Raw genomic sequence first — 25,017 nt, forward strand, 5'->3', positions numbered from 1 at the left:
CTGTGTCTATTCTGTTTACTGCAGAAAGAATGGTGGAGGAACGGCCGTGAAAGATCGTGCACAGCGGGTGCTGGTTATCGCTGCGCGCCCAGAAGATGAAGCCTATGTTTTTGGGGCCACCATCGCGACACTCGTTCAGCGCGGCACTGAGCTCATAGTGCTCAGTTGCAGCAACAACGCGACCGCCGCCATCGCGGCGAGCCCCGCCACCGGCGGTGTCCCGACCGTGACGGCCGAGAACGCGTTCGCGCCGGCACCCGCCACCGCCACCTCCGACAATGATGTCTCCGCGGTTTCAGAAGAGCCCGCGGCGTCTGTCGATGACATCGTGCGTGAAATTTTGGGCATCACCGCTCACCACATCCTTCGCGAAGATAACGGGCGTCAGTTTCGTACCCTCGACGCCCGCGCTCTCGCCTCCGACATCGCCGCAGCGATCACCGCGCTGAAGCCGGATGTCGTTGTCAGCTACGCCAAAGAGTCCAGTGGAACGGCGCGCGGCGACGAAGCGCTGCTCGTGCACGAGGCCACTGCTCTCGCCACCGAGCTCGCGGGGGTTCCTTTTTATACGGCATCCGCTGTTCCCGTTGATCGGGGCGTTGCGGTGTCGTCGGCAACAGCGTTGGCGTTCAAGCGTCGCGCCACCGAGATCTACCGCAATGAGATTCCGGTAGGCGAAAGCATCTCGACGCCCGTGGAGTATTTGCGTCGGCTGCGTCGTCGTGAACTGGTCATTGGCGAACGAAGCCGTGGTGAGCGCGCAATTCTGGCGATGGTTTCGCTGGTGCTGGGCGCTCTCGTTGGTGTCGTGTTGACGGCGGTGCACCAATCGAGCTTCGCCCTCGGCGATGTGCGCATCCCGTGGGGAGTTGTCGTCTCTGTCACTCTCGTCACGGCGTTGATTCTTGGTTTGCGCCTTATTTACGACACTCGAGTGGCTGCTGGCTTCGCTTCACTCGGCGTCTTGTTCATGTCAGCGGTGCTCGCCAGCGTCATGCCGGGAGGAACGATCCTGATTCCGGCCAACACCGCGGGGTACGTCTGGACCTTTGCGCCCGTGCTCGTCGTACTCATTGTGGTGGGCTGGCCTCGGGTCAACCGTCAGGTTGCATCGGCGAGCCGCGCTAACATTGAATTGAACTCTCCCGTGAAAGGTGCGGATATCTCGTGACATATGTCATCGCTCAGCCCTGTGTCGATCTGAAGGATCGCGCGTGCGTAGACGAATGCCCAGTCGACTGCATCTATGAAGGCGACCGCATGCTCTACATCCACCCGGATGAGTGCGTTGACTGCGGCGCCTGCGAGCCCGTCTGCCCGGTCGAGGCCATCTACTACGAAGACGATCTGCCTGATAAGTGGGCCGACTACTACAAGGCGAACGTCGAATTCTTCGACCTCCTAGAAAATTCTTCGCCCGGCGGCGCAGCGAAGGTCGGGGTTCTTCCTCTGGATCACGCTCTCATCGTTGCTCTTCCCGAGGGTGGCGGGTCCTCCGACTAATGACGCGCACGCCGTTGGTTCTTCCCGACTTCCCGTGGGATTCCCTTGTGCCCTTCGGCACCATCGCGCGTACGCATCCTGATGGGATCGTCGATCTCTCCGTCGGGTCGCCGGTAGACCCGACTCCCGACGTTATTCGCGAAAGCTTGGCGACGGCGACGGATGCTCACGCCTACCCCACGACAATCGGTACCGTTCAGCTTCGTGAAGCCATCGTCGATTGGTTCGAGCGACGCCGTGGCGTGACCGGGCTCACGGTTGACCACGTTCTTCCCACGGTTGGTTCAAAAGAACTCGTGGCGCTACTGCCGCTGCTGCTCGGCCTGGGCAAAGACGACGTGGTCGTTCATCCTTCGGTTGCATACCCGACCTACGCCATCGGCGCTGCCATGGTTGGTGCTACGGCAATTGCCTCTGACGAGCCTGCAGAGTGGCCCGAGAACACGGCGCTCGTGTGGCTCAACAGCCCGGGTAACCCCGACGGCCGCGTGCTTGATGTCGAGCAACTGCGCGCTGCGGTCGCGCGCGCTCGCGAGCTTGGTGCGGTTATCGCCTCAGACGAGTGCTACGCCGAGCTCAATTGGAACGGCGCTGACCCGACTCCCTCCATTCTTGACCCCGAGGTCATTGGCGACGATCGCTCGTCGGTTCTGGCCGTATATTCGCTCAGCAAGCAATCGAACCTCGCCGGCTACCGTGCTGCATTTGTGGCCGGATGCTCGCAGCTGATTGCTGAACTTCTCGAGGTGCGTAAGCACGCCGGACTCATCGTTCCCGGCCCCGTGCAGGCGGCGATGGTTGCGGCGCTCAAGGACGAGGCCCACGTTGCGCAGCAACGCGAGCTCTATCGCGCCCGTCGGGCGAAGTTGCTTCCCGCTCTTGAGCACGCCGGGTTCCGCGTTGACGACAGCGTTGCGGGGCTCTACTTGTGGGCCACAAAGAACGAGGACTCGTGGCAGACGGTCGGCGACCTGGCTCAGGCCGGCATCCTCGTTGTTCCGGGCTCCTTCTACGGCGAAACACCACCGCACCATGTGCGTATCGCGCTCACGGCGAGTGACGCGACGATCGCCGATGCTGTCGCACGCCTCGAGTTGCTCGCTTAAGTGCACTAATCGGCTGAGGCCTTGTGTTCGACCTCTAAAAGCCCCGTCGTTCGGTTGGCGGGTGTGACAGTGGCTATCTAAGCCTTGTAGGCTGTAACGGTGAATGAAGCCCCTCAAGACCCAGAGAAGGCCACCCTCCATTTTCCGGGCGGTGCTGCTGAATTTCCCATTATCCGTGGGGTCGATGGTCACAACAGCATCGATATCTCCACCTTTATGAAGCAGACCGGTTACACGGCGCTTGATCAAGGATTTGTGAACACTGCGTCAACCCGCAGCGAGATCACCTATATCGATGGAGACCGCGGCATCCTGCGTTATCGCGGTTATGCGATCGAAGACGTTGCGGCAAACTCGACGTATCTCGAGGTTGCCTGGCTGCTGATCTACGGTGAGTTGCCGTCGAAGTCGCAGTTGGAAGAGTTCGACGAAAAGATTCGTCGCCACACTCTGCTTCATGAAGACCTCCGTCGATTCTTCGACGCCCTTCCGCATAGCGCGCACCCCATGTCGGTGCTTTCTAGCGCGGTGTCGGCGCTCTCGACGTACTACGAAGACTCGCACGATGTGCGCGACCCGGAGCAGGTCGAAATCTCAACCATTCGCTTGCTGGCAAAGCTGCCGGTTATCGCGGCGTACGCTCACAAGAAGTCGCTCGGTCAGGCACTGCTCTACCCCGACAACTCGATGAGTTTCGTCGACAACTTCTTGAAGCTCAACTTCGGCAACATGGCGGAGGAATACCAAGTCAACCCTGTGTTGAGTAAGGCACTCGACCGCCTCCTCATCTTGCACGAAGACCACGAGCAGAATGCCTCCACCTCCACGGTGCGCCTCGTTGGTTCGACAGAAGCGAACATTTTCGCCTCGATTTCCGCCGGAATCAACGCTCTCTACGGCCCGCTTCACGGTGGCGCCAACGAAGCCGTACTCAAGATGCTGGGCGAGATCCAGGAATCGGGCGACGGCGTTCAAAAATTCGTTGACCGCGTAAAGCGCAAAGAAGACGGCGTGCGCCTGATGGGCTTTGGCCACCGCGTGTACAAGAGCTTCGACCCGCGTGCACGTCTGGTGAAAGAGAGCGCGGATGAGGTGCTTGCCGATCTCGGAATCAGCGACCCACTGCTCGACATCGCTCGTGAGCTCGAAGAGGTCGCGTTGGCCGATGACTACTTCATCGAGCGCAAGCTGTACCCCAACGTCGACTTCTACACTGGCGTCATCTACAAGGCGATGGGCTTCCCGCCGCGCATGTTCACGGTGCTCTTCGCTATTGGTCGACTGCCGGGCTGGATCGCCAACTGGCGCGAGATGAACGAAGACCCCAAGACTAAGATCGGTCGCCCGCAGCAGCTGTACACGGGCCCTGCGCCTCGGGACTGGCCTCAGCGCTAGACCGCACCATCCTTAAAGCGAACGGCCGGCATCCCCTCGGGGAAGCCGGCCGTTTCGCTTGCCGTGGGTGTGGCAGCTAGTCGAAGGCGGGAACGTCGAGGCGGTACACCTCGGCGTCCATGCCGCACGAGCCACCGTCGGAGTTAAAATACACGTGGGTGAACGATCTGTTGACGACGGCGTGAGTTTCGGTCCAGTAGTCCTCGCCGCAGTTGTAGGTATGGGCGAGGTTGAGGATGCGGCCGCCGTCGAGCTCGATAGCCATCACCTTTTCGCAGGTCCACGCGCCCTCGGCGCTGCAGTTGTAGGTGGAGACCACGACCCAGCCCGGCTTGTCGTAGCCCTTGCCGGAGATGTGCATCGAGGTGTTGGCATCGTCGTAGGCATCGAAGAGCGTGGTGCGTTCGAGCGAGTCCATGTCGACCGAGGTCAAGAAGCCCGCTGTTTCGCTCGCGGAGTTGAAGTCGATGTAGACATAGGCATCCCGGCCGTCTGCTGAGAGGGCGATGTCGCTGTGCTCGCTAGCCTCGGTCAGCAGGCGTTGATTGGTGAGGTCGGCGTCATAGACATAGGTACCGGACTCGGCGGAGGCCACGACGTATTTTCCGGTGGGGGAGGCGCTTACCCAGTCTGTGTCGGCGGGGAGCTTACTGGTGCCGAGCACCGAGTTGGAGGCGAGGTCATAGCTAACCATGCCGAGCGGTTCCTCCGCCGCGTTGTAGACGATCCAGGCATATCGGTTTCCGTCACTGCTCGGAGAGCCCTCGCTGCGATCTTTCATGTAATCAGCGCCCGGGAATGCCGCGATGATCGGGGCGGTGAGGTCGGCGATGACCGTCGACTTGCCGGTCGTCACGTCAAGTTCGAAGAGGGTGAGATCGCCTTCGGACGAGTTGGGGCCGGCTAGGTAGCGAATACTACGGGGATCGGTCGGATGCCACTGTGGCTCGGCATCCGGGTGAATATCGAGGGTGCTGACGAGGGCCGCGTCAATGGTGGAGTACACGTGGTACTCGGCATCACCGTGGTACGTAAAGAACATCGAGCCATTGGCGTTCTCGGCCTGGCGGCGGCTGTAGCTGTTGCGGTCAAAGCGAGTGCCTTCCGCCGAGGTGACGCGCTGAATCGTCGTGCCATAGACCGGATCCGACGTCACTGCGCCGAGCGCCGGCTTCTGCCACGAGCTATCGGGCTCCGTGGCATCCATTCCCCACGTGAGGGTGTCGGCGTTAGCCGCGGGCGAGGCTACGGGTGACGCCGCGGAGGTGGGCGATAGCAGCGGCTCAGCGCCCGTACACGCCGTTAGAGCAAGAGCGGCTGCAACGAACACTGCGGCGGCGCGATAGTGGCGCAGCCGCAGTGTCGGGCGGGGAACAGTGAGATTGTTCATGCTGAACTTCCTTTGCTTCCCCCGATGGATAGGGGCCTTAGGCGTGCAGCGCCGCGTTCAGCTCAACGCCGGTTCCACTGCGGGGCAGAACTTCGACCGCGCCGGTGACCGAGTTGCGGCGGAACAGCAGCCCGTTGACGCCGCTGAGCTCGACCGCCTTGACGCTGCGCGGGGTAGCTGAACCATCAATGATGGTGACCTTGGTGCCGGCCGTGACATAGAGCCCGGCTTCAACGACCGTGTCGTCGCCGATGGCGATTCCGATTCCCGAGTTGGCTCCGAGCAGAGCGCGCTCGCCGATGGAGACACGTTCGGTGCCACCGCCGCTGAGGGTTCCCATGATGGATGCGCCGCCACCGATGTCGGCGCCATCGCCCACGACGACACCCTGAGAGATGCGGCCCTCGACCATCGAGCTACCGAGAGTGCCGGCGTTGAAGTTGACGAAGCCCTCGTGCATGACGGTGGTTCCGGGGGAGAGGTAGGCGCCGAGGCGCACGCGTGAGGCATCAGCGATGCGCACGCGTTCGGGCAGAACGTAGTCGAGCATCCGAGGGAACTTGTCGATGCCGGTCACGATGATGCCGTGGCGCTTGAGCGAAACGCGAAGCTCGCGGAAGTCGTCGGGGTGCACCGCTCCGGCGTTGGTCCAGACGACGATGGGCAGGGCGCCGAAGAGGCCGTCGAGGTTGATGCTGTTGGGTTGCACGAGCAGGTGGCTGAGCAGGTGCAGACGCAGGTAGGCGTCGGCGACGTTCTGTGGTGCGGCATCCAGATCGATCTCAACGGTCACGAATTCGGTACGCACGCGGCGACGTTCGTCGTTGCCCAAGTGCTCTTCGAGGTCGGCGGGTGTGTAGTGCGGGTCGGTGCCCTCGGGGATTGATCCCAGGTGCGGAGCGGGGAACCACACGTCAAGTGTCGTTCCGTCGCTAGCGATTGTTGCGAGTCCGTATCCCCATGCTGTGCGCGAAGTCATACATCAAGGTTACTTACACTGGGTGCATGCCTGCGACCGATAACACCGTTCCCGTGCTCGATCTGACGGCCTCGAGCCCCGAACTCACCCGCCAGATCTGCGATATCGAGTCGGTCTCCGGCAACGAGCAGCGCATTGCGGATGCCGTCGAGACGGCCCTGAGCGCGTTCAGCCACCTTGAGGTGATTCGGGATGCGGATGCCGTCGTTGCTCGCACGAACGGCGGCAAGGGGCAGCGCGTCGTGATCGCGGGGCATCTCGACACCGTTCCCGTGAATGACAATCTGCCGACAACGCTCGAAATGATTGACGGCGAGGAGCACCTCGTTGGCCGCGGCACCGTCGACATGAAGGGCGGCGTCGCGATTGCCCTCAAGCTTGCGGCAGAACTCACCGATCCTGCGGTCGATGTGACCTGGATTTTCTACGACCACGAAGAGGTCGCTGCTGATCTCAACGGACTCGGTCGTATCGCACGCAACCGCCCTGACCTGATGGCAGGCGATTTCGCCATCATCGGGGAACCGTCCAACGCGACGGTCGAGGGCGGCTGCAACGGCACCGCTCGCATTGACATTTCGCTCACGGGATTACGGGCGCACTCTGCCCGCGCCTGGATGGGCGAAAATGCGATTCACGCTGCGGCGCCCGTGCTGGCGATTCTGGCAGCGTACGAGCCGGAGTCGCACGAGGTCGACGGCCTCGTGTATCGCGAGGGGCTCAACGCGGTAGGAATCACGGGCGGCGTTGCCGGCAACGTGATTCCGGATGCCGCTACCGTCACCGTGAACTTTCGCTTCGCTCCCGACCGCAGCACTGATCAGGCCATCCAGCATCTGCGTGAGGTCTTCACGGGCTTCGACTTTGAGGTGACCGACCTTGCCGGTGGCGCGCGCCCCGGCCTTGACGCCCCGCTGGCCAAGAACTTCTTGGCTGCGGTCGGCGGCACCCCGGCGCCCAAGTACGGCTGGACCGATGTTGCTCGTTTCGCGGCGCTCGGAGTGCCCGCCGTGAATTACGGCCCCGGCAACCCCCTGCGGGCTCATGCCGACGACGAACGTGTTGCGACGAGCGAAATTGTGGCCTGCGAGCAGGGGCTGCGGGCGTGGCTGACAGCTCGCTAGTTTCGGCAGCACGCCGCGCGACTGCGGCCATTCTGGCTCCCGAGCGTTGGTGGCTTGCGGTCATTGCGATTTTCGTGGCGTCCCGCGTCGTGACGACGTCGCTGCTGTTGTGGTTCGCGTCGATTCAGGGCCAGAACGCCTGGACGGGACCACGCCCCGACTACTTCTCGTTTGCCAAGATCTGGGATGGTCACTGGTACTTCATCATCTCGCTCGCGGGGTACCCGAGTGAACTACCGCTAACGGAGGCCGGTGAGGTCGGCGAAAATGCGTGGGCATTCATGCCGGCGTATCCCGCTCTCGTTCGAGTGGTGATGACGCTCACGACGCTCGACTTCGCCGTGGCCGGCGTGCTCGTCTCCGTGGCCTGCTCTCTGGGCGCAGCCCTCATGCTGTATCGCGTGATGCACCTCGTGCTCCCTGCCGGCTCGGCACTCTTCGCTGTTGCAATCTTCTGTTTCGCCCCGCTCTCGGCCATTCTGCAGGTCTCGTACGCCGAATCCATGTATCTGTTCTTGCTGATCCTCGCGCTGTTCTGGCTCATGAAACGTCAGTATTGGATGCTCCTGCCGGTGATCGCGGTCATGTCTGTAACGCGGCCAAGCGGGCTCGCCTTCGCGCTCGCGCTCGGCCTGCACGTTGTCTATCGCTGGTGGATTCGCCGGCGCGAAGAGTTTCCCCTTCGTGAGAGAGTCGCCGCGATCGCCGCAACTCTCTTCAGCCTGATGATGGGTTTCGCGTGGCTTCTCATCGCCGCGGCGGTCACGGGATCGCTCACGGCTTACACCGACACCGAGCTGGCGTGGCGGGCGTCCTATATCGGCTACGGCGAACTGATTCCGTTCACGGCGTGGTTTCAAGGGGCCGAATTCTGGGCAGGCTGGTGGCACCTGCCGCCGTGGTTGCTTATCGTTCTGCTCGTCGCCGCAGTGATTGCCTTCTTCGCTTTTCTTCTCACGAAGCCCGCGAGACATTTGGGGGTCGATCTCCGTCTTTGGGTAGCGAGCTATGCGCTTTATCTGCTGGCAGTGTTCTTTCCCCAGTCGAGCACTTTTCGCCTGCTCATGCCGCTGTTCCCGCTTGCCGGGGTGTTGGCTCTACCGCAGTCACGGTGGTACCGCGCGGCGCTTCTGGCGGCGTGCGTCGCCGGTCAATGGGCGTGGATCCATCTCGCATGGTGGGTTGACGGCTACGACTGGACGCCGCCCTAAAGAAGTGCACAGCGGGTGAATGATTCGACAGAGTTTCAGTATCGGCAGTTTTTGCTGGATAATAGAAGCCAGTACCGATGAAAGGGGACTATCGATGGCAGCAATGAAGCCGAGGACCGGTGACGGGCCAATGGAGGCTGTCAAAGAGGGTCGACTCATCGTCGTTCGTGTACCTCTCGAAGGCGGCGGCCGTCTCGTCGTTTCAGTGAACGACGCCGAAGCAAAAGAACTGCACGACGCTCTCGCGGGTGTAGTCGCTCCGGCCTAGAGCGCCTTCTCGGCCTTAGCCGGCAGCTCACGTCACCGCACGGAGCCTGCCGACACTCAGCACCGAACACGATCATTTCGTGTTCGGTGCTTGTGTTTAACGCGCGGTGGAGGTCTCGAGCCATTCGTTGAGGTACTTGGCGGTCGCGCCGGGGCCAGCGGCTACCTCGCGCGGGGTCCCGGTCGCGACGATCGTGCCGCCCTGGTCTCCGCCGCTCGGGCCGAGATCGATAACCCAGTCGCTGGCGGCGATAGTAGCGAGGTCGTGTTCGACGAGCACGACGGTGTTTCCGGCATCCACGAGTTTCTGCAGCTGTGCAAGCAAGAGCGCGGTGTCGGCGGGATGAAGCCCGGCCGTTGGTTCATCGAGAAGATACAGCGCGTGGCCGCGACGGGCTCGTTGCAGTTCGGTCGCGAGCTTGATGCGCTGCGCTTCGCCGCCGCTGAGTTCAGTGGCGGGCTGACCGAGCCGGAGGTACCCGAGGCCGACGTCGCGCAGAGTGTCAAGGCTGCGCAGCGCCGACGTTGATTCGGCGAAGAACTCGGCTGCGGTGGCGACGGTCATGCCCAACACGTCAGCGATCGTTGCGCCGAGGTAGGTGACTTCGAGCGTTTCGTCGTTGTAGCGCGCACCGTGGCAGGTGTGGCAGGGCGCGTAGGTTCCCGGCAGGAACAGCAGCTCGACCGAGACGAACCCTTCGCCGAGGCACGTTTCGCAGCGCCCACCGGCCACGTTGAACGAGAACCGGCTTGCCGTGTATCCGCGCTTCTGGGCTTCATCGGTCGCGGCGAAGAGCTTGCGAACGACATCGAACATTCCGGTGTAGGTCGCGAGGTTTGAACGCGGCGTTCGTCCGATGGGGCGCTGATCGACGAGCACAAGGCGGTCGAAGGAGTCGAGGCCAGCGCTGCCTTCGAGCGAGAGGTCGTCGAGACGGTCATCGGGGTCATCCGCGTCGGCGGCAGCATCCCGAGTAGTGCCCAGCTGACTGCGTACTGCCTGCGCGAGCACGTGAGTGACGAGCGTTGATTTGCCGGAACCAGAGACTCCCGTGACCGCGGTCATGACGCCGAGCGGAAAATCAACGGTGAGATTGCGGATGTTGTGCAGCGAGGCTTTCTTCAGCCGCACCCAGGACTCGGGGGCGCGCACGTCGCGCGTCGGTCGCGCTTCCTGGGGAAAGAGGTAGCGCGCAGTGACCGATTCGGGCACATTCTTGAGGCCGTCGACGGGGCCGGAGTACACCAGTTGCCCGCCGCCTTCGCCTGCTCCGGGGCCGATGTCGACAATCCAGTCCGCCCGTCGGATGACGTCGAGATCGTGCTCGACGACAAAGAGAGAGTTGCCGGATGCCGTGAGGCGGTCGAGCACTTCCAGCAGCGGTGCCGCATCCGCCGGATGCAATCCCGCCGAGGGCTCGTCGAGCACGTAGACGACGCCGAAGAGGCCGGAGCGCAGCTGCGTGGCGATGCGCAGGCGCTGGGCTTCGCCAGGGGAGAGCGTGGTGGAGTTGCGACCGAGGCTGAGATAGCCGAGCCCGAGGTCGAGCAGAACGTCAACGCGGGCGATCACATCGTCGCCGATGCGGTGGGCGACCTCGTTGCCTTCAGACCCTTCGCTTTCGGAGTCGGCACGCGCCATGCCTTCGCGCAGTCGGTCGGCAAGGTCGGTCAGCGGAACGGCGTTCAATTCGGCGATGCTGAGCCCTGCGAAGGTGACGGACAGGGCATTGGCCTGCAGCCCGCTGCCGCCACACTCGGGGCACGTCATGCTCTGCACGAAGCGGAGCGCGCGCTCGCGCATCCGCTCGCTTTGGGACTGCGAGAGCACGTTCATGATGTGCTTGCGGGCACTCCAGAACTTGCCGTTGTACCCGTGGTCGACGCGACCCTCTTCGGGCTGGATGAAGACGGAGGGCTGCTCTTCGGTATACAACAACCAGTCGCGATCCTTGCGGCTGAGCGTGCTCCACGGTGCGCGGGTGTCGATGCCGAGCCCGTTCACGATGCTCTTAAGATTCGCGCCCTGCCACGCGCCCGGCCAGGCGGCGATGGCGCCGTCGCGGATCGACAGCGAGGCATCCGGAACGAGCAGATCTTCCGTGACGTCGTGAACGACTCCCAGGCCGTGACAGCGCGGGCAAGCACCGGTCGCGGTGTTGGGTGAGAAGGCTTCAGCCGAGAGGTGCGTGACGCCAGCGGGATAGGTGCCGGCGCGGGAATACAACATGCGCAACAGGTTAGAGAGCGTGGTGATCGTGCCGACGCTCGAACGCGAGCTGGGAGCGCCCCGGCGCTGCTGAAGCGCGACCGCAGGCGGCAGGCCTGTGATGTCCGTGACATCCGGAGCGCCGACTTGGTTGAGCAAACGGCGCGCATAGGGCGCAACGGACTCGAAGTAGCGGCGTTGAGCCTCGGCATACAAAGTGCCGAACGCGAGCGATGACTTTCCTGAGCCGGAGATGCCGGTGAACGCGACCATGCAATCCCGCGGTACATCGAGGTCAATGTTGGCGAGATTGTTCTCGCGGGCCCCGCGAACGCGAACCCAACCGTCACGATCGTTGCTGTTCATGGGTGCTCCGTTCTCACGGCGCGCGGAGATGGCGGATGCTCAGCAGCGCGCGCTCAGTCATGGTCGTCAAGAGTGGCGAATGTTCCACCCTACGGACAGGATGCTGAACGCTCGGTGAGCGTTCGCTGAGCGCGTGAGCCGCCGACGTGCGCGAGAGCGCCCCGGATGCGCAAGAGCCCCCCGGTATGCGTTAGTCGCTGAGCTTGGTGAGCTGCAGCAGACCGTCCCCGACCGGAATGAGTGAGCTGATCACTGCCTCCGACTGTGCGATCTCTTTGAGAAGAGTGCGGAAGTTGCTGACCGTTGAATCGCGCTGAGCAGGGTCGGCGACACGGTCGCGCCACAGGGCATGGGCAACAACGACAACGCCGCCGGGGCGAACGAGGCGCAGGCCGTGTTCGACATATTCGATGACTGATTGTGGGTCGGCGTCGATGAAGACGAGGTCGTAGCTTGACTCGTTCATGCGTGGCAGAACTCCGGCAGCTTTGCCACCGATCTGACGCACGCGATTCGACGGGATGCCGGCATCCGCGAACACGGCGCGAGCAACCTGTTGGTGATCGATTTCAGAGTCGATCGTGGTGAGTAGAGCGCCGGGGCTGCCGGCGAGCATCCAGAGCCCGCTGACGCCGACACCAGTGCCGACCTCGATGATGCTCTTGGCTCCCGTGGCCGCAGCGAGCAAGGCCAGCTGGGCGCCGACAGCGGGGCTGACCGCTTCGATTCCCAACTCGCTGGAATGCACGCGCGCCGCAGCGATCTCTGGGCGTTCGGTAACGAACTCCTCGGCGTACTTCCAACTCAACTGCTTGTCTGACACATTGCTCCTATCGCTGTGTCAACTGTAGACGCAGCAGCGGCAAGCGCAGGTAAGCTAAACGGGTGTCCTTCGGTCTCACATTCGACAAACTGCTGATCATCGGGATCATCGCTGTCTTTTTGCTGGGCCCCGACCGTTTGCCCTACTACGCATCGCAACTCGCACGCCTCGTCCGGTCGCTGCGTGACATGGCTAGCGGCGCCAAAGACCGCATGCGTGAAGAGATGGGCCCTGACTTCGATGACATCGACTGGAAGCAGCTCGACCCTCGTCAATATGACCCGCGCCGCATCATCCGCGACGCTCTGCTCGAAGACGAAACGCCTCCCGTGAAGGTGCGACCGCCACGATCCGCGGCGTATGCGGAACGGCAGGCGGCGCTCGCCGAACGACAATCGCAACTCAAAGCAGAACTCAAGGCCGGCGAACGCGCCCCCTTCGATAACGAAGCGACCTAGCGCGCCGGTGCATGCCCTCCGGCGCCGAAGCCTTGTCGGCGCCGGTGCCTCGTCGCCACCGACGCCTCAGTGCTAGCGGCGGCGCAGCACCTTCAGCACGGTCAATAGCGTGACCATGAGCCCCGCCATTGCCGCGAACTCGGCACCCGAGCGTGGCAACTGCAGAATGCCGTTCGACTGCGAGACCGTGCGGGATTGTGCGAAGCGCAGAATGCCCTCTGGCCCGTTGCGGCGCCCGAGCCCAGAGTGCTTCATGCCCCCCATCGGGGCGTCCACGCTCGCGAAGCTGCCGCGGTAGCCCTCGTTGATGTTGACGCTGCCAGCATCCAGGCGATCAGCCAAGCGACGGGCGTGCGCGATCGAGCCACTGAAGATGGAGGCGTTGAGGCCGAATTCGGTGTCGTTAGCGCGGTTGATGGCATCCGTGTCGCTGTCAACGGCGGTGATCGCTACAACTGGCCCAAACGTTTCGTTGGCGAAGCAGTCCATCTCGGCGGTGACTCCCGTGAGCACGGTCGGCGCGTAGAAGTAGGGGCCGAGGTCGGGACGCGGGATTCCTCCGGCGAGCACGATCGCGCCCTTCGCGACGGCATCGTCGACGTGGGCCTGAACACGCTCCAGTTGCGCCGCAGAGGTGAGCGAGCCGACATCGCCCGAGAAGTCGAGAGCCGAGGTCTGCGACAGCGCGTTCACGCGTTCGGTGAACGCGCGAGTGAACTCCGCCTCGATCGACTTGTGAACGTAGATGCGCTCGATCGAAACGCACAACTGGCCCATCGAAGCGAAGCAGGCGTAGACGGCATCCGCCGCGGCCTGAATGGGGTCGGCATCGCCGAGCACGAGAAGGGGATTCTTGCCGCCGAGCTCGAGCGAGGCACCGATGAGGCGCCCGGCGGCACGCTTGCCGACCTTCGTGCCCGTCGGGGTCGACCCGGTGAAACAGATGTAGTCGCTGGTATCGACAACGGCGTTACCGACTTGGTCGCCGGGCCCGGCCAGAATCGGCCAGACAGCGGCAGGAACTCCGGCATCGATGTAGGCCTCGCGGGTGGCGAGCATCGAGAGCGCGCCCTGATTGTCGATCTTCTGGATGACGGCACTGCCGGCGGCGAGCGCAGGCACGATATCCATGGCACCGAGAGCGATCGGGTAGTTCCACGGCGTAACAACACCGATGAGTTGCTTGGGGGAGTAGCTCACTCGCGTCGACATCAGCAGCGGAATGCCCGCCCGGCGACGCTTGGTCGCTAAAGTGCGCTCGGCCGAAAGCGCGTAGTAACGCGTTACCGTTGCCGCTTGAAAGATCTCTTCGAAGGCTTGCCCGCGCGTTTTGCCCGACTCGGTCTGCAGCAGGTCGAGCAACTCATCTTGACGTTCTAACAACAGATCGTGGGCGCGCAGCAGCACGCGGCGGCGGTACGCGAACCCGGCGTTTCGCCAGGCGCGTTGGGCGGTGCGGGCGGATGCTGCGGCATCCCGCACATCGCGCGCCGAACTCTGCGGCAACTCGTGCAGCGTCTCGCCCGTGAACGGTGCGATCACGGCGGCGGTGTCGGAGCTGGTGCAGCGCAACTGGGCGACGAGAGTGTCGCGACGACGCGACCCGATCAGTGAGGCAACGGTGGAAGACGACATATCTCAACACTACGACTGACCAGCACAATTTAGGCTGAGCAAAGCGCTAGGCTCACGAAGATGACGACCGCAGCGCCGCGAGCTCTTACCCGAAGCTCCATCGCCACCTATGCCATTGGTTCGCTGGGCACCGGTGGTTTTGGTGCCCTGCCCGGGCTCGTGCTGGTGTACTACCTGACCGACACCTTGGGCATTGCCGCCCTCGCGGCCGGCATTCTCGTGACCGCCGCCAAAGTGTGGGACGTGATCATCGATCCCGTGATTGGTGCGCGCAGTGACCGCAGCCTCGCCCACCGTGGCACTCGCCGACCGGCGATGCTCGTCGGCGCCATTCTGCTACCGATCCTGTTCGTCGTGACGTTCGCGGTTCCCGCCGGAATCGGCCCACTAGCCTCGGGTATTTGGGTCTTCATCGCGTTCGTGGCCACGGCAACCGCCTTCAGCCTGTTCCAAGTGCCGTACATCGCGCTGCCGGCCGAACTGACCCGCAGCTACGACGAACGCACGCGCCTCTTGGCCGTTCGCGTGGTCGTGCTCACTGTGGCGATCTTGCTGTTCGGCGCCGGCGCCCCCGAGATTCGTGACGCCTTTGCGGATGAACGGCTCGGCTATCTCGTGATGGCACTCTCGGCGGCGGCCCTCATGGGCGTTTCGCTCGTGATCTCTTCGTTCTCGGCGCCCACCGGCACGATCTCGGTGACTCCGACGGTATCGATCGTGGAAACGTATCGCTCGGGACTTGCCGCGCTCAAACGCAGCCAACCGTTCCGGGCGCTGCTGCTGACCTTCTTGCTGCAGGGACTCGCGACCGGTGTCATGCTCGCGGGAGCGCAATACGTCGCGACGTGGGTGCTGGGCACCGGGGTCGCGATCCTGTTTGTCTCGCTGATCGGCCCCGCCCTGCTCTTCGCGCCGGTGTGGGCTGCCATCTCGCGTCGCATCGGTAAGGAGCGCGCCTTCGTGTGGGCCTCGGCCTGCTATGGCGTGGGAGCGCTGCTGATCGTTCCGCAACTGTGGGCCCCCGGAGCGTGGATTTATGCGCCCGTCGCGCTCGCCGGAGCAGGCTACGCCGGCATGCAAGCCCTACCTATGTCGATGCTGCCCGACGTGATCTCCCACGACTCGCGCCGTCACAAGATCGCCTCGGCCGGCACCTTCGGAGGGGTCTGGACCGCGGGTGAAACGACGGGAATGGCCCTCGGGGCAACGGTGCTCACGACGGTGCTGGCGGCATCCGGCTATCTCGAATCGGTCGCCAACCAAACCGTGACCCAACCCGATTCGGCCATCGCCGGAATCATCATTAGCTTCAGCATCGTGCCTGCCGTGATCATCGGGCTCTCGTTGCTGACCTTTAGGCGCTACCCGTTGCGCCGTCACCACATTGATGAGGCCGACGGCGGCCCCCAGCCCACCCCCACCCCGAACCCCGCCAGTGGCCGAACCACCACTGCGAACGATCAGGAGACCCGATGAAGTTCGATCACCAGCCCGCCGACATTCTCGAGCGCCTCGCAGCGCTGCGCGAAGCGGATGCTCCCACCCACGGCGGCCATGTGCTGTCGTACGTTTACGACTCCGGCCTTGCTGAGCTCGACGAGCTTGCCGCCAGCGCCATCCGTGCCGTGCAGCCCGTGAATGGACTCGACCCGACGACGTTCACCTCGGTCGCGGTCATGGAACGTGAAGTGCTCGGCTTCGCTCGTGACCTGCTCGGTGGCGATGAGGATGTCGTCGGCACCGTCACGACCGGCGGCACCGAAAGCTGCCTGCTGGCCGTCAAGACGGCGCGCGATGTGTGGCGTGGTGCTGGCTCATCGGTACGCACGGGCACACCTCGACTCTTGGCTCCCGTGACTGTTCATGCGGCGTTCCAGAAGGCGGCGCACTACTTCGGGCTCGAACTGGATCTCGTGCCGGTCGGCCCCGGCGGTGATGTTGCGGCGGCTGATCTCATTGCGCGGATGGGCGACGATGTTGCCCTCGTCGTGGTGTCGGCGCCGAGTTATGCCCACGCGGCGATGGACCCTGTGGTGGAGGTCGCCGCGGCGGCAGCCGAGCACGGTATCGCCTGTCACGTAGACGCCTGTATCGGCGGTTGGGTGCTTCCCTTCTGGGACGACGTTCAGCCGTGGAACTTTGAGGTCGCCGGCGTCACGAGCATCAGCGCCGACCTGCACAAGTTCGGCTACTCGCCCAAGGGCGCTTCGGTCATTTTGCAACGCGGTCGCGACCGTCAGCGCACGCAGTATTTCGCGACGACGCAGTGGCCGGGCTACCCGATCGTGAATCCAACGATTCTGGGTTCGAAGTCTGCGGGGCCTCTGGCCGCAGCGTGGGCGATCATTCAGGCGCTGGGCACGAGCGGGCTCGCTGAGCTCTCCCAATCGTGTGCCCGCTCCACGCGTTCGCTGCGCGACATCATCGCCGGCATCGAGGGTTTGCGTGTTGTTGGCAATCCTGTGGGTCCCTTGCTCGCCATCGCGACCGACGAGTCGGTTGCTCCCGAGCGCCGCGTGGATGCGCATCACTGGGCTGATCAGGTGCGCGAGCACGGCTTCCTGCTGCAACTTCAGCCGTCTCTCGTGCAGAGCGATGGCAGCGTACTGCCCGCCACGACTCACCTCACGATCACGCCCGTGACCGCCGACGTGCTCGACGAGCTCAGCGTGGCGCTCGTGGCTGCGGCCGACGAAGTGCGGGGCGTGCCGGCTATCTCGGCCGAGGCAGTGCTCGCTGAGTTGCCCGCTGAGGCTCTCGCAGCGTTAGGGAACCCGGATGCCGCTCCGCTCGATTCCGCGACCGCTGCGGGCCTCCTGGGCGCGCTCGGCATCGGTGCAGGCGAGCAGGGCCTCCCCGAACGGATGGCACCGCTACTCGCCCTGATCGCCGCAATGCCCGCGCCCCTGACAGAACGCTTGCTCATCGAGTTGCTGGCGCGTTTGGTTGAGCCGCAGGCGTAGTGAGCGAAGAGAGGGCGACCGATGCTCGAGACCGAGTGCTGGGTTCGTTGGCGGACGACATCCTTGCGCTCGCGGGCGGTCGCTTGTTGATCGCCATCGACGGTGTTGACGGGAGTGGAAAGACAGCATTCGCCCGCGAGCTCGCCGCAGCGCTCTCGGGCACGTGCGTCATCGTCATCCATGTCGATGACTTCCTGAACCTCCGCGAGGTTCGCCACCGCCGAGGCCGCGACTCTGCGGAAGGGTTCTGGCTCGACAGTTACGACTATGACGCCTTGCGGCGCGACGTTCTGGCGCCGCTCGGAACAGGCGGAAGTGGCGCCTACCGAACCGCGGCCAGCGATCACCGGTACGACACTGCGGTGAGCCCGCCGCTCCAGTCCGCGCCCGAAAACTGTGTCGTCATTGTGGAGGGAATGTTCCTTCACCGCGATGAGTTGGTTGACGTCTGGGATTATTCGCTGTTTCTCGATGTTCCGTTCTCAGAAACAGCCCGTCGCATGGCGGTGCGAGACGGGAGTAATCCTGACCCCGAGCATCCATCAATGAAACGCTATGTCGGCGGGCAACGTCTCTATTTCGCGGGTGCTCAACCCTGGACGCGGGCAACTCGACTCGTCGACAACACCAACCCCCTCGAGCCGCGCATCCTTGCTGCGGGCACGCGAGCGGGGGACTAGTCGAGAACGGCGGGCCGCGTCATCCACACGTCGTGATCGTCGCTGTCGTAGGGCATGAAGCCGTGACGTTCGTAGAGGCGGATGGCGGGGCTGCCCTGCAGCACCATGAGGCGGAACGGGCGCACATCCGGTCGGCTGAGCGCATCGGCGAGTACTTGCGTGCCAATGCCTCTACCGTGCAGGTTGGTCGGCAGGTAGAAGTGTTCGATCCAGCGCGCGTCGGGTTCGTGGCGCACGGTGATGGAGCCGACATCCGCTCCCTCGACTTGGATGATCTGGGTGTTGTTCGCGACGAATGCCGTGCTCATCCATTGGCGCACACGCACGGGGTCGAAGAGTCCGTGGCGGTCGAGATCAGCGCGCAGCACGACGGCCCGCAGTTCGAGCAACCAGTCGAGGTCGGCATCGGTGCTGGGGCGTAGGGAAAAGTCCACGTCGAGATTCTAAGCCGGGCGGAGACGTGAAGTGGATGCGGCGCTTACGCCGTGTGCTCCCGCTCGAAACGCTGCGCTTCATCCACGAGCGCTTTCACGACCGCGCGCACGGAGGGGCGCTCGGCGCGGTCGGGACGCAACAGCGCCGAGATGAGCCGCGATGACGGCACGCCCTTCAACGGGCGAGTGACGAGACCGTTCTCGCGGTCACGAGTGGTGAAGCGCGGCAGGATCGCGATGCCGTGCCCGGCGGCCACGACGGCTTCGACGATGCTGTTGTCGGTGAGGCGTTGCGCCACTTTGGCTGGTGCGCCATTGGCGGCTTCGATGCGGCGCAGGATGCGGTCGAATGGCAGCCCCTGGGGCACGCCGATCCAGGTCTCGTCGATGAGATCGGCGGGGGTGAGGGCCGCTTTGCGACCGAGAGGGTGGTCCTCCGGCAGGGCAACATCGAGCGATTCCCGCATGAGGGGAACTACGGCAAGACCGCGCTCCGTCCAGGCGGGGAGAACGTGCGGAGAATCCGAGACCACAATGTCAAAATCAGCCGTGAGGTTGGCGACGTCTTCGAGCACCGAATCTTGGTCGTGACAGCTGAGCGTCAGCCCGGCCAAGCGGTTCACCGAATGAAAAAGCCCTGGCAGCAGCATCTCGCCACCGGTGGGGAAAATGGTCATGGTGACGTCACCGCGCGGAGACTCACGAAAGTCGTTCCACAGCGCTTCGGCCTTCTCGATTGCGGTGGCGACATCGGTCGCGGTCTGGGCAAGAGCGCGGCCCGCAGACGTGAGCACGATGCCTCGGCCTACGCGCTCGGTGAGGGGGATTCCGGCCTCGCGTTCCAAGATTTTGAGCTGTTGAGAAACGGCGGATGGCGTGCGCATCGTCGCCTTAGCGACAGCCGTAATGCTGCCGCGATCGGCCAACTCTCGCAGCAGTTCCAAACGCCGTATTTCCATGTAGTTAGCCTACAAGGTTAGATAAGAAAGATCATCTTGTTCTAAAAGGTTGCGGAACGTCAGAATATAGACATGAACTTCGAACTAATCATCATCGCGGCACTTGCTGCAACCGGTATCGTCGCAACCCTGCGTGCCGTTGCAACCGACGGATACCGTCGAGTGCCCACCCGCCGCTACAACACCATGCCGTAGCCAACCGCCAGCCGGTTTACGCAACACCACAGCATTTCTGCTGTGGTGTTTTTGCGTTAACGGGCGTGCTGGCCCCGTCGGGCAGTACGGGCGGCCGCTAGCGCGGGCTGAGGCCGAGCTTGCGGCCAGCGACGCTGCGCTTGAGCGAGCGGAGAGTCGCGGCGAGAGCCGTGATGGCCTGCGCCGCCGGATCCTCGGGAGCTGCGATCACGACGGGAACCCCGGCGTCGCCGCCTTCGCGCAGGGCGATGCTAAGCGGAATGGACGCGAGTACCGAGACCGGCTCTTCTGGCGTGGAGAGCTTGGCTGCGGCATCCGCCCCGCCACCGGAACCAAAGAGTTCGAGCACGCTGCCGTCGGGCTGGGGGAGCCCCGCCATGTTTTCGATGACGCCAATCACTCGTTGACCGGTTTGGCGCGCAACAAGGCCGCTGCGTTCAGCAACATCGGCGGCGGCCGACTGCGGAGTCGTCACGACAACCACATCGGAGTGCGGCAGCAGTTGCCCGAGCGAGATCGCGACATCGCCGGTGCCCGGCGGAAGATCGAGCAGCAGCACGTCGAGGTCACCGAAGAACACGTCGGTCAAGAACTGCTGAATAGTGCGGTGCAACATCGGTCCACGCCACGACACAGCCGTGTTGTCTTCGACAAACATGCCGATCGAAATGACCTTCACGTCGTAGGCGACCGGCGGCAGAATCATCTCGCCGACCTGGGTCGGCTTCGCGCCGTGCAGGCCCAAGAGCCCGGGAATCGAGAAACCAAAAACGTCGGCATCGATAACCCCGACCCGCAGACCACTCTGAGCGAGCGAGACCGCGAGGTTCGCCGTGAGCGTCGACTTGCCGACTCCGCCCTTGCCGCTCGTCACTGCCACAATCTGAGTCAGTGAATCGGGCCCGAACTGCATCGTCTTGGGCTTGCCCTTGCGCAGCTTCTCAGTGAGCGCCTCGCGTTGCGCGCGCGTCATCACCGATACGTTCACCGTGACCGCCGTGATGCCGGCCACACGCTCGGTAGCCTCACGCACGTCACGTTCGATTGAGGTGGCGGCCGGGCATCCGACAATCGTCAAGGTCAAGCCCACGGATGCCGCACCAGCGTCGTCGACGGTAACCCCAGAGATCATGTCGAGCTCTGTGACGGGACGACGAATCTCGGGGTCAATCACCGAGGCGAGGGAGGTGAGAACCGCGGCTTCGAGCTCAGCGTTCACGCTTCTCCGCGTCTTTGGTCTCGTCGTCTTTCTCGAGTTCTTCGAGCAGCGAGCGCAGTTCGGAACGAATGAAGTCTTTGCTCGCCAGATCGGTCATCGCGAGGCGAAGTGCGACAACTTCGCGCGCCAAATATTCGGTGTCGTTGAGGTTGCGCTCGGCACGCTGGCGGTCTTGCTCGATCTGTACGCGGTCGCGGTCATCCTGACGGTTCTGAGCCAACAGAATCATGGGAGCAGCGTAGGAGGCCTGCAGCGACAGTATGAGCGTCAACAGGGTGAAGTTGGTGGCGCGCGGGTCGAACTGCGCGTCGAGGGGCGCGCTCGTGTTGTAAATCAGCCAGACACCCACGAAAGCGGAGAGCCCGACAAGAAACCAGGGGGTTCCCATGCCGCGGGCGAACGCTTCGGAATAGCGGCCCATGCGGTCGCGGCTCTCGAAGATGCCGAAACCTGTACGCAGCCCCTTCGGGCTGTCGAGGCGTGCCTCATTGCGCTGAGACCGTGGAGTGCGTCGTTTAGCGAATGCCACGTGCTGACCTCCCTGCGCGAATGTCTTGCTGCTGAACGATAGTCAGCGGTCTAGTGGATGTGTCGTCAAAGCTGGCCGATTCATCTGTGGTGCTTCGCCAGTCGTCGGGAAGAAGATGGTCGAGCACGTCGTCAATGGTCACCACCCCGAGCAATCGATGGTTGTCATCGACAACCGGAACCGATACAAGGTCATAACTGGCGAGGATGCGCGACACCTCTGCCGCGGTCGTCGACGAGCGCACGGGTTCGAGCGTCTGGTCGATGAGCGCGCCGAGGCGTTCGTTGGGCGGGTAGCGCAGCATCCGTTGAAAATGGACCATGCCGAGCAGCCGCCCGGTCGGTGGTTCGTAGGGCGGCAGCGTGACACAAATAGCTGCGCCGAGTGCAGGGGCAAGATCGTGACGGCGGATGAGGGCAAGACCCTCAGCCACTGTTGCGTCAGCAGACACAATGATCGGCTCGGTCGTCATGAGTCCGCCCGCCGTATCGGGGGCGTAGCTGAGCAAGAAGCGAACATCTTCGGCTTCTTCGGGCTCCATGAGGTCGAGCAGGGTCTCACCGCGCTCGTCGGAGAGGTGGGCGATGAGGTCGGCAGCGTCATCCGGCTGCATCTCATCAAGAACGTCGGCGGCGCGGTCATCGTCGAGCTTATTGAGCAGGGCAACCTGCTCGTTCTCGGGCATCTCCTCGAGCACATCGGCCAGGCGATCGTCGGAGAGTTCGCCGGCGACCTCCATCATGCGCTGTTCGGGAAGGTCGAGCATCGCGTTGGCTAAGTCAGCAGGGAGAAGGTCGGAGAAGCTCGCCGCCAGCTGAGTGGCGGACTGCGCTTCGCCCTTGTTCTGGTTGTGCTTGATCTCATCCCACCGCGCGAAATCGGTGGGGCCCTTAGCGAAGAGGGGCGCACCGCTGGCCTTGGGGCGGCGGACGAAGAGCTGGCTAATCTCCCACTCGCCAATGTCAACTTCTTCAATAGCGACATCTTCAATATGGGCTTCGCCCGAACCATCACGCATGCTGACGCGACGACCAAGAAGCTCCGCCATCACTCGAATTTCGCCACCGCGCTGCTCGAAGCGGCGCAGGTTGAGAACGCCGGTAGTGATAATTTGCCCGGAGCCAATGCTTGTAACGCGACCGATCGAGAGAAAAACGTGGCGTTTACCGGGAATTTCAGCAATCATCCCGACGACGCGCGGGCTCGAATCGGCCCGCTCAACAACGAGCACATCGCGCACTTTGCCGACGCGGTCGCCATTGGGGTCGAAAACAGAGCAGCCCACCAAGCGGGCGACGAATACTCTTGAGGTGCTCACAAGTAAAACCCTACCCTTGCATGGGACAATGAGCTGATGAGTAATTTCAGTGGATTCTCCCGTCGTGCCCCTCTGCAGTCGAGTGTGCCGCGCGGCGACGTTCTTGCGAGCTTTGAGAGCTACACCGATGCCCAAGAGGCGATCAACAAACTGGCGAAGGCCGAGTTCGATGTCAAAGGCATCGCGATCGTTGGTCGTGACCTCACGACGGTCGAGGTCGTGACGGCCCGACTGAGCTACGGGCGTGCGGCGCTCGCCGGTGCCAGTACCGGTGCCTGGCTTGGACTGTTCTTCGGTCTCATCTCCACGATCATTGCGCCTATCACCGCGCAGCAAGTGGCGATCTTCTTCTCCGCAATCGTGGCCGGTGCCGGAATCGGAATGATCTTCGGCGTCGTGAACTACTCGATCATGCGCAAGCGCCGCGACTACGCCGCAACCTCGCAGCTGTTGGCCGAGCGCTACGACGTGATCATTTCGCCGAACCTCACCGCTAAGGCTCACACCGTTCTCGGTACAGCAGCGGCCGGTATGCCCGGAGTACACGCGGCACCGTTTGTGCCGACCCCGACGGGCACGCCAGAGGCGACACCCGCGCCGGAAGCTCCGGAAGCACCGGTCGACGGCGACGACGCGCCTAAGGCCTAAGGCACCGCTCGGGCATTAGGGCCGCGCGGTGCTTGGTACCGCTCGGGCCTCAGCCACAGCGCCGGCCTTCGGCGCCGCTGACACGGCGCGCGCCGAGCTTTCGCTGACGCGCGCCTACGCGACTACGAGCGGGCGATCCAGGCTTCTACGGCATCCGCCGTGCGCGGGATGTTGACCGACAGGTTCTCAGCGCCATCTTCGGTGACGAGAATGTCGTCTTCGATGCGCACGCCGATGCCGCGGTATTCCTCGGGCACGGTGATGTCGTCGGGCTGAAAGTACAGGCCGGGCTCGATCGTGAAGACCATGCCGGGCTCAAGAATTCCGTCGAGGTACATGTCGCGGCGGGCGGCGGCGCAGTCGTGAACGTCGATACCGAGGTGGTGGCTCGTGCCGTGCACCATGTAACGGCGGTGGAACTGCTTGTCCGCTTCCAACGATTCGGCGGCGGAGACGGGCAGCAGGCCCCACTCGGCAGTCTTCTCAGCAATGACACGCATTGCTTCGGCGTGGATGTCGCGGAACTTGATTCCGGGGCGCACGATCGCAAAGGCAGCATCCGCCGCTTCGAGCACGGCGTCATAGACGCGACGCTGCACCTCGGTGAACGTGCCGCTGATCGGCAGCGTGCGCGTGATGTCGGCGGTGTAGTAGCTGTCGAGCTCGATACCAGCATCGATGAGGATGAGGTCGCCGGGCTTCACGGGGCCGTCGTTGCGAGTCCAGTGCAACACGCACGCGTGCGGTCCGGAGGCAGCGATCGTGTCGTAGCCGACGGTGTTTCCTTCGGCGCGAGCGCGACGGTTGAACGTGCCCTCCACAAGGCGCTCACCGCGGGTGTGCTCGATGATGTTGGGCAGGTCGGCAACAACATCGTTGAAGCCCATCTGGGTGGCGTCAACGGCGGCCCGCATCTCAACGACCTCATAGGTGTCTTTGACGAGGCGCAGTTCGCTCAGGTCGCGGCTGAGCTCGTCGTCACCATCGTGCTCGAGGGCTTCAGAGTCGGCGGCGAGCAAACGGCGGCCATCGACCTGGTCGGTGACATCGCGGTCAGCGTCGCGCACGATCAGCGTCGAGGCGTCGACGCGGTCGAGCACAGCCTCGAATTCCGCCAGGGGCAGAGTGGCGACACCGAGGTCGATCGCCACGTTGGCGAGCGACGGGCGCGGACCAGTCCAGAATTCTCCGACATCCGGGTTCGCATAGAACTCGCTCGTGTCGCGGCCGGCGGCCGGGCGGAAGTAGAGAGTGGCGTCGTGGCCGGTGGTCGTCGGTTCCATCACGAGAACACTGCCGGCAACAACATCCGAGCCCCAACCGGTCACGTGCGCGAAGGTCGAGTGGGCGCGGAAGGGGTAGTCGGTGTCGTTCGAGCGCACCTTGGCTGACCCGGCCGGAATGATGAGGCGCTGGCCAACGTGAAGCTGCGACAAGCGCGCGCGGCGGGCAGCAGCGAAGGCCGCCTGCTCACGGGGAACGACTTCAGGATCAACCCGCTCAGCCCATCCCGTAGAGATGTAGTCCGAGAAGCCCGAAGATTGGGGCGTCGTAGAGCGGTTGGAGGTTGCGCGCGGGGTGGGTGCCGAAGAATCTGCCATACCTC

Annotated in this window: 24 protein-coding genes; 13 read left to right on the forward strand and 11 right to left on the reverse strand. The window is 63.5% G+C overall.

What is annotated here, in order from left to right:
- Positions 1 to 46: 46 nt before the first annotated feature.
- From ESZ53_RS13580 to ESZ53_RS13595, 4 genes are all read left to right on the forward strand, one after another.
- Complete coding sequence (locus ESZ53_RS13580) at positions 47 to 1,171, forward strand: PIG-L family deacetylase (protein WP_129073314.1); 1,125 nt, start codon at positions 47 to 49, stop codon at positions 1,169 to 1,171.
- Positions 1,168 to 1,503 (forward strand): ferredoxin, encoded by a 336-nt coding sequence (gene fdxA, locus ESZ53_RS13585; protein WP_129073315.1) that lies wholly within the window; start codon positions 1,168 to 1,170, stop codon positions 1,501 to 1,503. Before ESZ53_RS13580 ends, fdxA begins: the two co-directional genes overlap by 4 nt.
- Positions 1,503 to 2,609 carry a succinyldiaminopimelate transaminase gene (gene dapC, locus ESZ53_RS13590; protein ID WP_129073316.1) on the forward strand — a complete coding sequence of 369 codons (1,107 nt, stop codon included), beginning with the start codon at positions 1,503 to 1,505 and terminating at the stop codon, positions 2,607 to 2,609. Before fdxA ends, dapC begins: the two co-directional genes overlap by 1 nt.
- A 99-nt stretch (positions 2,610 to 2,708) precedes the next feature.
- On the forward strand, positions 2,709 to 4,004 hold the full coding sequence (locus ESZ53_RS13595; protein ID WP_129073317.1) for a citrate synthase: 1,296 nt from the start codon (positions 2,709 to 2,711) through the stop codon (positions 4,002 to 4,004).
- 76 nt (positions 4,005 to 4,080) lie between these two features.
- Here ESZ53_RS13595 and ESZ53_RS13600 read toward each other — a convergent pair whose 3' ends face one another.
- Positions 4,081 to 5,394, reverse strand: a complete 1,314-nt coding sequence (locus ESZ53_RS13600) for a hypothetical protein (RefSeq protein ID WP_129073318.1) — start codon at positions 5,392 to 5,394, stop codon at positions 4,081 to 4,083.
- Between the two features lie 37 nt (positions 5,395 to 5,431).
- Positions 5,432 to 6,373, reverse strand: coding sequence for a 2,3,4,5-tetrahydropyridine-2,6-dicarboxylate N-succinyltransferase (gene dapD, locus ESZ53_RS13605; RefSeq protein ID WP_129073319.1), 942 nt, complete (start codon positions 6,371 to 6,373; stop codon positions 5,432 to 5,434).
- Positions 6,374 to 6,399: 26 nt separating this feature from the next.
- On the opposite strand from dapD, the gene dapE reads away from it, so the two are divergent.
- The 3 genes from dapE (at position 6,400) to ESZ53_RS13620 (ending at position 8,976) form a co-directional block, all read left to right on the forward strand.
- Positions 6,400 to 7,497, forward strand: coding sequence for a succinyl-diaminopimelate desuccinylase (gene dapE / locus ESZ53_RS13610; RefSeq protein ID WP_129073320.1), 1,098 nt, complete (start codon positions 6,400 to 6,402; stop codon positions 7,495 to 7,497).
- A complete protein-coding gene (locus tag ESZ53_RS13615) occupies positions 7,479 to 8,708 on the forward strand; it encodes a mannosyltransferase family protein (RefSeq protein ID WP_129073321.1) in 1,230 nt (409 codons plus the stop codon). The genes dapE and ESZ53_RS13615 overlap by 19 nt, the downstream gene beginning before the upstream one ends.
- 94 nt (positions 8,709 to 8,802) lie before the next feature.
- A complete protein-coding gene (locus tag ESZ53_RS13620) occupies positions 8,803 to 8,976 on the forward strand; it encodes a DUF3117 domain-containing protein (protein ID WP_129073322.1) in 174 nt (57 codons plus the stop codon).
- Positions 8,977 to 9,072: 96 nt separating this feature from the next.
- Here ESZ53_RS13620 and uvrA read toward each other — a convergent pair whose 3' ends face one another.
- Both uvrA and ESZ53_RS13630 read right to left on the reverse strand, forming a co-directional pair.
- Entirely contained in the window at positions 9,073 to 11,550 is a 2,478-nt protein-coding gene (uvrA, locus tag ESZ53_RS13625; RefSeq protein ID WP_129073323.1) for an excinuclease ABC subunit UvrA, read from the reverse strand.
- A gap of 190 nt (positions 11,551 to 11,740) precedes the next feature.
- A complete protein-coding gene (locus ESZ53_RS13630) occupies positions 11,741 to 12,373 on the reverse strand; it encodes an O-methyltransferase (protein WP_129073324.1) in 633 nt (210 codons plus the stop codon).
- A 62-nt stretch (positions 12,374 to 12,435) separates the two neighbouring features.
- On the opposite strand from ESZ53_RS13630, the gene ESZ53_RS13635 reads away from it, so the two are divergent.
- The gene (locus ESZ53_RS13635) at positions 12,436 to 12,831 is read left to right on the forward strand and encodes a sec-independent translocase (protein ID WP_129073325.1); all 396 of its coding nucleotides are present in this window, start codon (positions 12,436 to 12,438) and stop codon (positions 12,829 to 12,831) included.
- Positions 12,832 to 12,903: 72 nt separating this feature from the next.
- Here the strand turns inward: ESZ53_RS13635 and ESZ53_RS13640 are convergent, their stop codons facing one another.
- Complete coding sequence (locus ESZ53_RS13640) at positions 12,904 to 14,466, reverse strand: succinic semialdehyde dehydrogenase (protein ID WP_129073326.1); 1,563 nt, start codon at positions 14,464 to 14,466, stop codon at positions 12,904 to 12,906.
- Positions 14,467 to 14,526: 60 nt separating this feature from the next.
- Between ESZ53_RS13640 and ESZ53_RS13645 the strand changes: the two genes are divergently transcribed.
- The 3 genes from ESZ53_RS13645 to ESZ53_RS13655 are packed head-to-tail and all read left to right on the forward strand — an operon-like array spanning position 14,527 to position 18,109.
- Positions 14,527 to 15,942 carry an MFS transporter gene (locus ESZ53_RS13645; protein WP_129073327.1) on the forward strand — a complete coding sequence of 472 codons (1,416 nt, stop codon included), beginning with the start codon at positions 14,527 to 14,529 and terminating at the stop codon, positions 15,940 to 15,942.
- Positions 15,939 to 17,429: an aminotransferase class V-fold PLP-dependent enzyme gene (locus ESZ53_RS13650; RefSeq protein ID WP_129073328.1), complete on the forward strand. Its 1,491-nt coding sequence runs from the start codon at positions 15,939 to 15,941 to the stop codon at positions 17,427 to 17,429. The genes ESZ53_RS13645 and ESZ53_RS13650 overlap by 4 nt, the downstream gene beginning before the upstream one ends.
- Entirely contained in the window at positions 17,429 to 18,109 is a 681-nt protein-coding gene (locus tag ESZ53_RS13655; RefSeq protein ID WP_210403808.1) for an AAA family ATPase, read from the forward strand. Before ESZ53_RS13650 ends, ESZ53_RS13655 begins: the two co-directional genes overlap by 1 nt.
- Here the strand turns inward: ESZ53_RS13655 and ESZ53_RS13660 are convergent.
- Positions 18,106 to 18,543, reverse strand: coding sequence for an N-acetyltransferase (locus ESZ53_RS13660; RefSeq protein WP_129073329.1), 438 nt, complete (start codon positions 18,541 to 18,543; stop codon positions 18,106 to 18,108). The two genes, ESZ53_RS13655 and ESZ53_RS13660, sit on opposite strands and share 4 nt — an antisense overlap.
- A gap of 44 nt (positions 18,544 to 18,587) precedes the next feature.
- Positions 18,588 to 19,502 carry a LysR family transcriptional regulator gene (locus tag ESZ53_RS13665; RefSeq protein ID WP_129073330.1) on the reverse strand — a complete coding sequence of 305 codons (915 nt, stop codon included), beginning with the start codon at positions 19,500 to 19,502 and terminating at the stop codon, positions 18,588 to 18,590.
- 72 nt (positions 19,503 to 19,574) lie between these two features.
- On the opposite strand from ESZ53_RS13665, the gene ESZ53_RS14540 reads away from it, so the two are divergent.
- Positions 19,575 to 19,697, forward strand: a complete 123-nt coding sequence (locus ESZ53_RS14540) for a hypothetical protein (protein WP_256386345.1) — start codon at positions 19,575 to 19,577, stop codon at positions 19,695 to 19,697.
- Positions 19,698 to 19,794: 97 nt separating this feature from the next.
- Here the strand turns inward: ESZ53_RS14540 and ESZ53_RS13670 are convergent, their stop codons facing one another.
- From ESZ53_RS13670 to ESZ53_RS13680, 3 genes are read right to left on the reverse strand one after another with little or no spacing between them, the layout of a single operon-like run.
- Entirely contained in the window at positions 19,795 to 20,916 is a 1,122-nt protein-coding gene (locus tag ESZ53_RS13670) for a P-loop NTPase (protein WP_129073331.1), read from the reverse strand.
- Positions 20,906 to 21,445: a DUF1003 domain-containing protein gene (locus tag ESZ53_RS13675; protein ID WP_129073332.1), complete on the reverse strand. Its 540-nt coding sequence runs from the start codon at positions 21,443 to 21,445 to the stop codon at positions 20,906 to 20,908. Before ESZ53_RS13675 ends, ESZ53_RS13670 begins: the two co-directional genes overlap by 11 nt.
- The gene (locus ESZ53_RS13680; RefSeq protein ID WP_129073333.1) at positions 21,432 to 22,763 is read right to left on the reverse strand and encodes a magnesium transporter MgtE N-terminal domain-containing protein; all 1,332 of its coding nucleotides are present in this window, start codon (positions 22,761 to 22,763) and stop codon (positions 21,432 to 21,434) included. The genes ESZ53_RS13675 and ESZ53_RS13680 overlap by 14 nt, the downstream gene beginning before the upstream one ends.
- Before the next feature lie 36 nt (positions 22,764 to 22,799).
- Between ESZ53_RS13680 and ESZ53_RS13685 the strand changes: the two genes are divergently transcribed.
- Complete coding sequence (locus ESZ53_RS13685; RefSeq protein WP_210403809.1) at positions 22,800 to 23,411, forward strand: general stress protein; 612 nt, start codon at positions 22,800 to 22,802, stop codon at positions 23,409 to 23,411.
- Positions 23,412 to 23,533: 122 nt separating this feature from the next.
- Here the strand turns inward: ESZ53_RS13685 and ESZ53_RS13690 are convergent, their stop codons facing one another.
- The gene (locus ESZ53_RS13690) at positions 23,534 to 25,012 is read right to left on the reverse strand and encodes an aminopeptidase P family protein (RefSeq protein WP_129073334.1); all 1,479 of its coding nucleotides are present in this window, start codon (positions 25,010 to 25,012) and stop codon (positions 23,534 to 23,536) included.
- Positions 25,013 to 25,017 lie beyond the last annotated feature (5 nt).

This window comes from Salinibacterium sp. UTAS2018 (assembly GCF_004118935.1).
In the GTDB taxonomy this organism is placed as follows: Bacteria; Actinomycetota; Actinomycetes; order Actinomycetales; family Microbacteriaceae; genus Rhodoglobus.

Bases quoted from the DNA above. Each gene is read 5' to 3' on its own strand.
- ESZ53_RS13620 (WP_129073322.1), top strand. From the start codon at position 8,803: ATGGCAGCAATGAAGCCGAGGACCGGTGACGGGCCAATGGAGGCTGTC.
- ESZ53_RS13650 (WP_129073328.1), top strand. From the start codon at position 15,939: ATGAAGTTCGATCACCAGCCCGCCGACATTCTCGAGCGCCTCGCAGCG.
- ESZ53_RS13685 (WP_210403809.1), top strand. From the start codon at position 22,800: ATGAGTAATTTCAGTGGATTCTCCCGTCGTGCCCCTCTGCAGTCGAGT.
- dapE (WP_129073320.1), top strand. From the start codon at position 6,400: ATGCCTGCGACCGATAACACCGTTCCCGTGCTCGATCTGACGGCCTCG.
- dapD (WP_129073319.1), bottom strand. From the start codon at position 6,373: ATGACTTCGCGCACAGCATGGGGATACGGACTCGCAACAATCGCTAGC.
- uvrA (WP_129073323.1), bottom strand. From the start codon at position 11,550: ATGAACAGCAACGATCGTGACGGTTGGGTTCGCGTTCGCGGGGCCCGC.
- ESZ53_RS14540 (WP_256386345.1), top strand. From the start codon at position 19,575: ATGAACTTCGAACTAATCATCATCGCGGCACTTGCTGCAACCGGTATC.
- ESZ53_RS13600 (WP_129073318.1), bottom strand. From the start codon at position 5,394: ATGAACAATCTCACTGTTCCCCGCCCGACACTGCGGCTGCGCCACTAT.
- dapC (WP_129073316.1), top strand. From the start codon at position 1,503: ATGACGCGCACGCCGTTGGTTCTTCCCGACTTCCCGTGGGATTCCCTT.
- ESZ53_RS13640 (WP_129073326.1), bottom strand. From the start codon at position 14,466: ATGTCGTCTTCCACCGTTGCCTCACTGATCGGGTCGCGTCGTCGCGAC.
- ESZ53_RS13665 (WP_129073330.1), bottom strand. From the start codon at position 19,502: ATGGAAATACGGCGTTTGGAACTGCTGCGAGAGTTGGCCGATCGCGGC.
- ESZ53_RS13645 (WP_129073327.1), top strand. From the start codon at position 14,527: ATGACGACCGCAGCGCCGCGAGCTCTTACCCGAAGCTCCATCGCCACC.
- ESZ53_RS13690 (WP_129073334.1), bottom strand. From the start codon at position 25,012: ATGGCAGATTCTTCGGCACCCACCCCGCGCGCAACCTCCAACCGCTCT.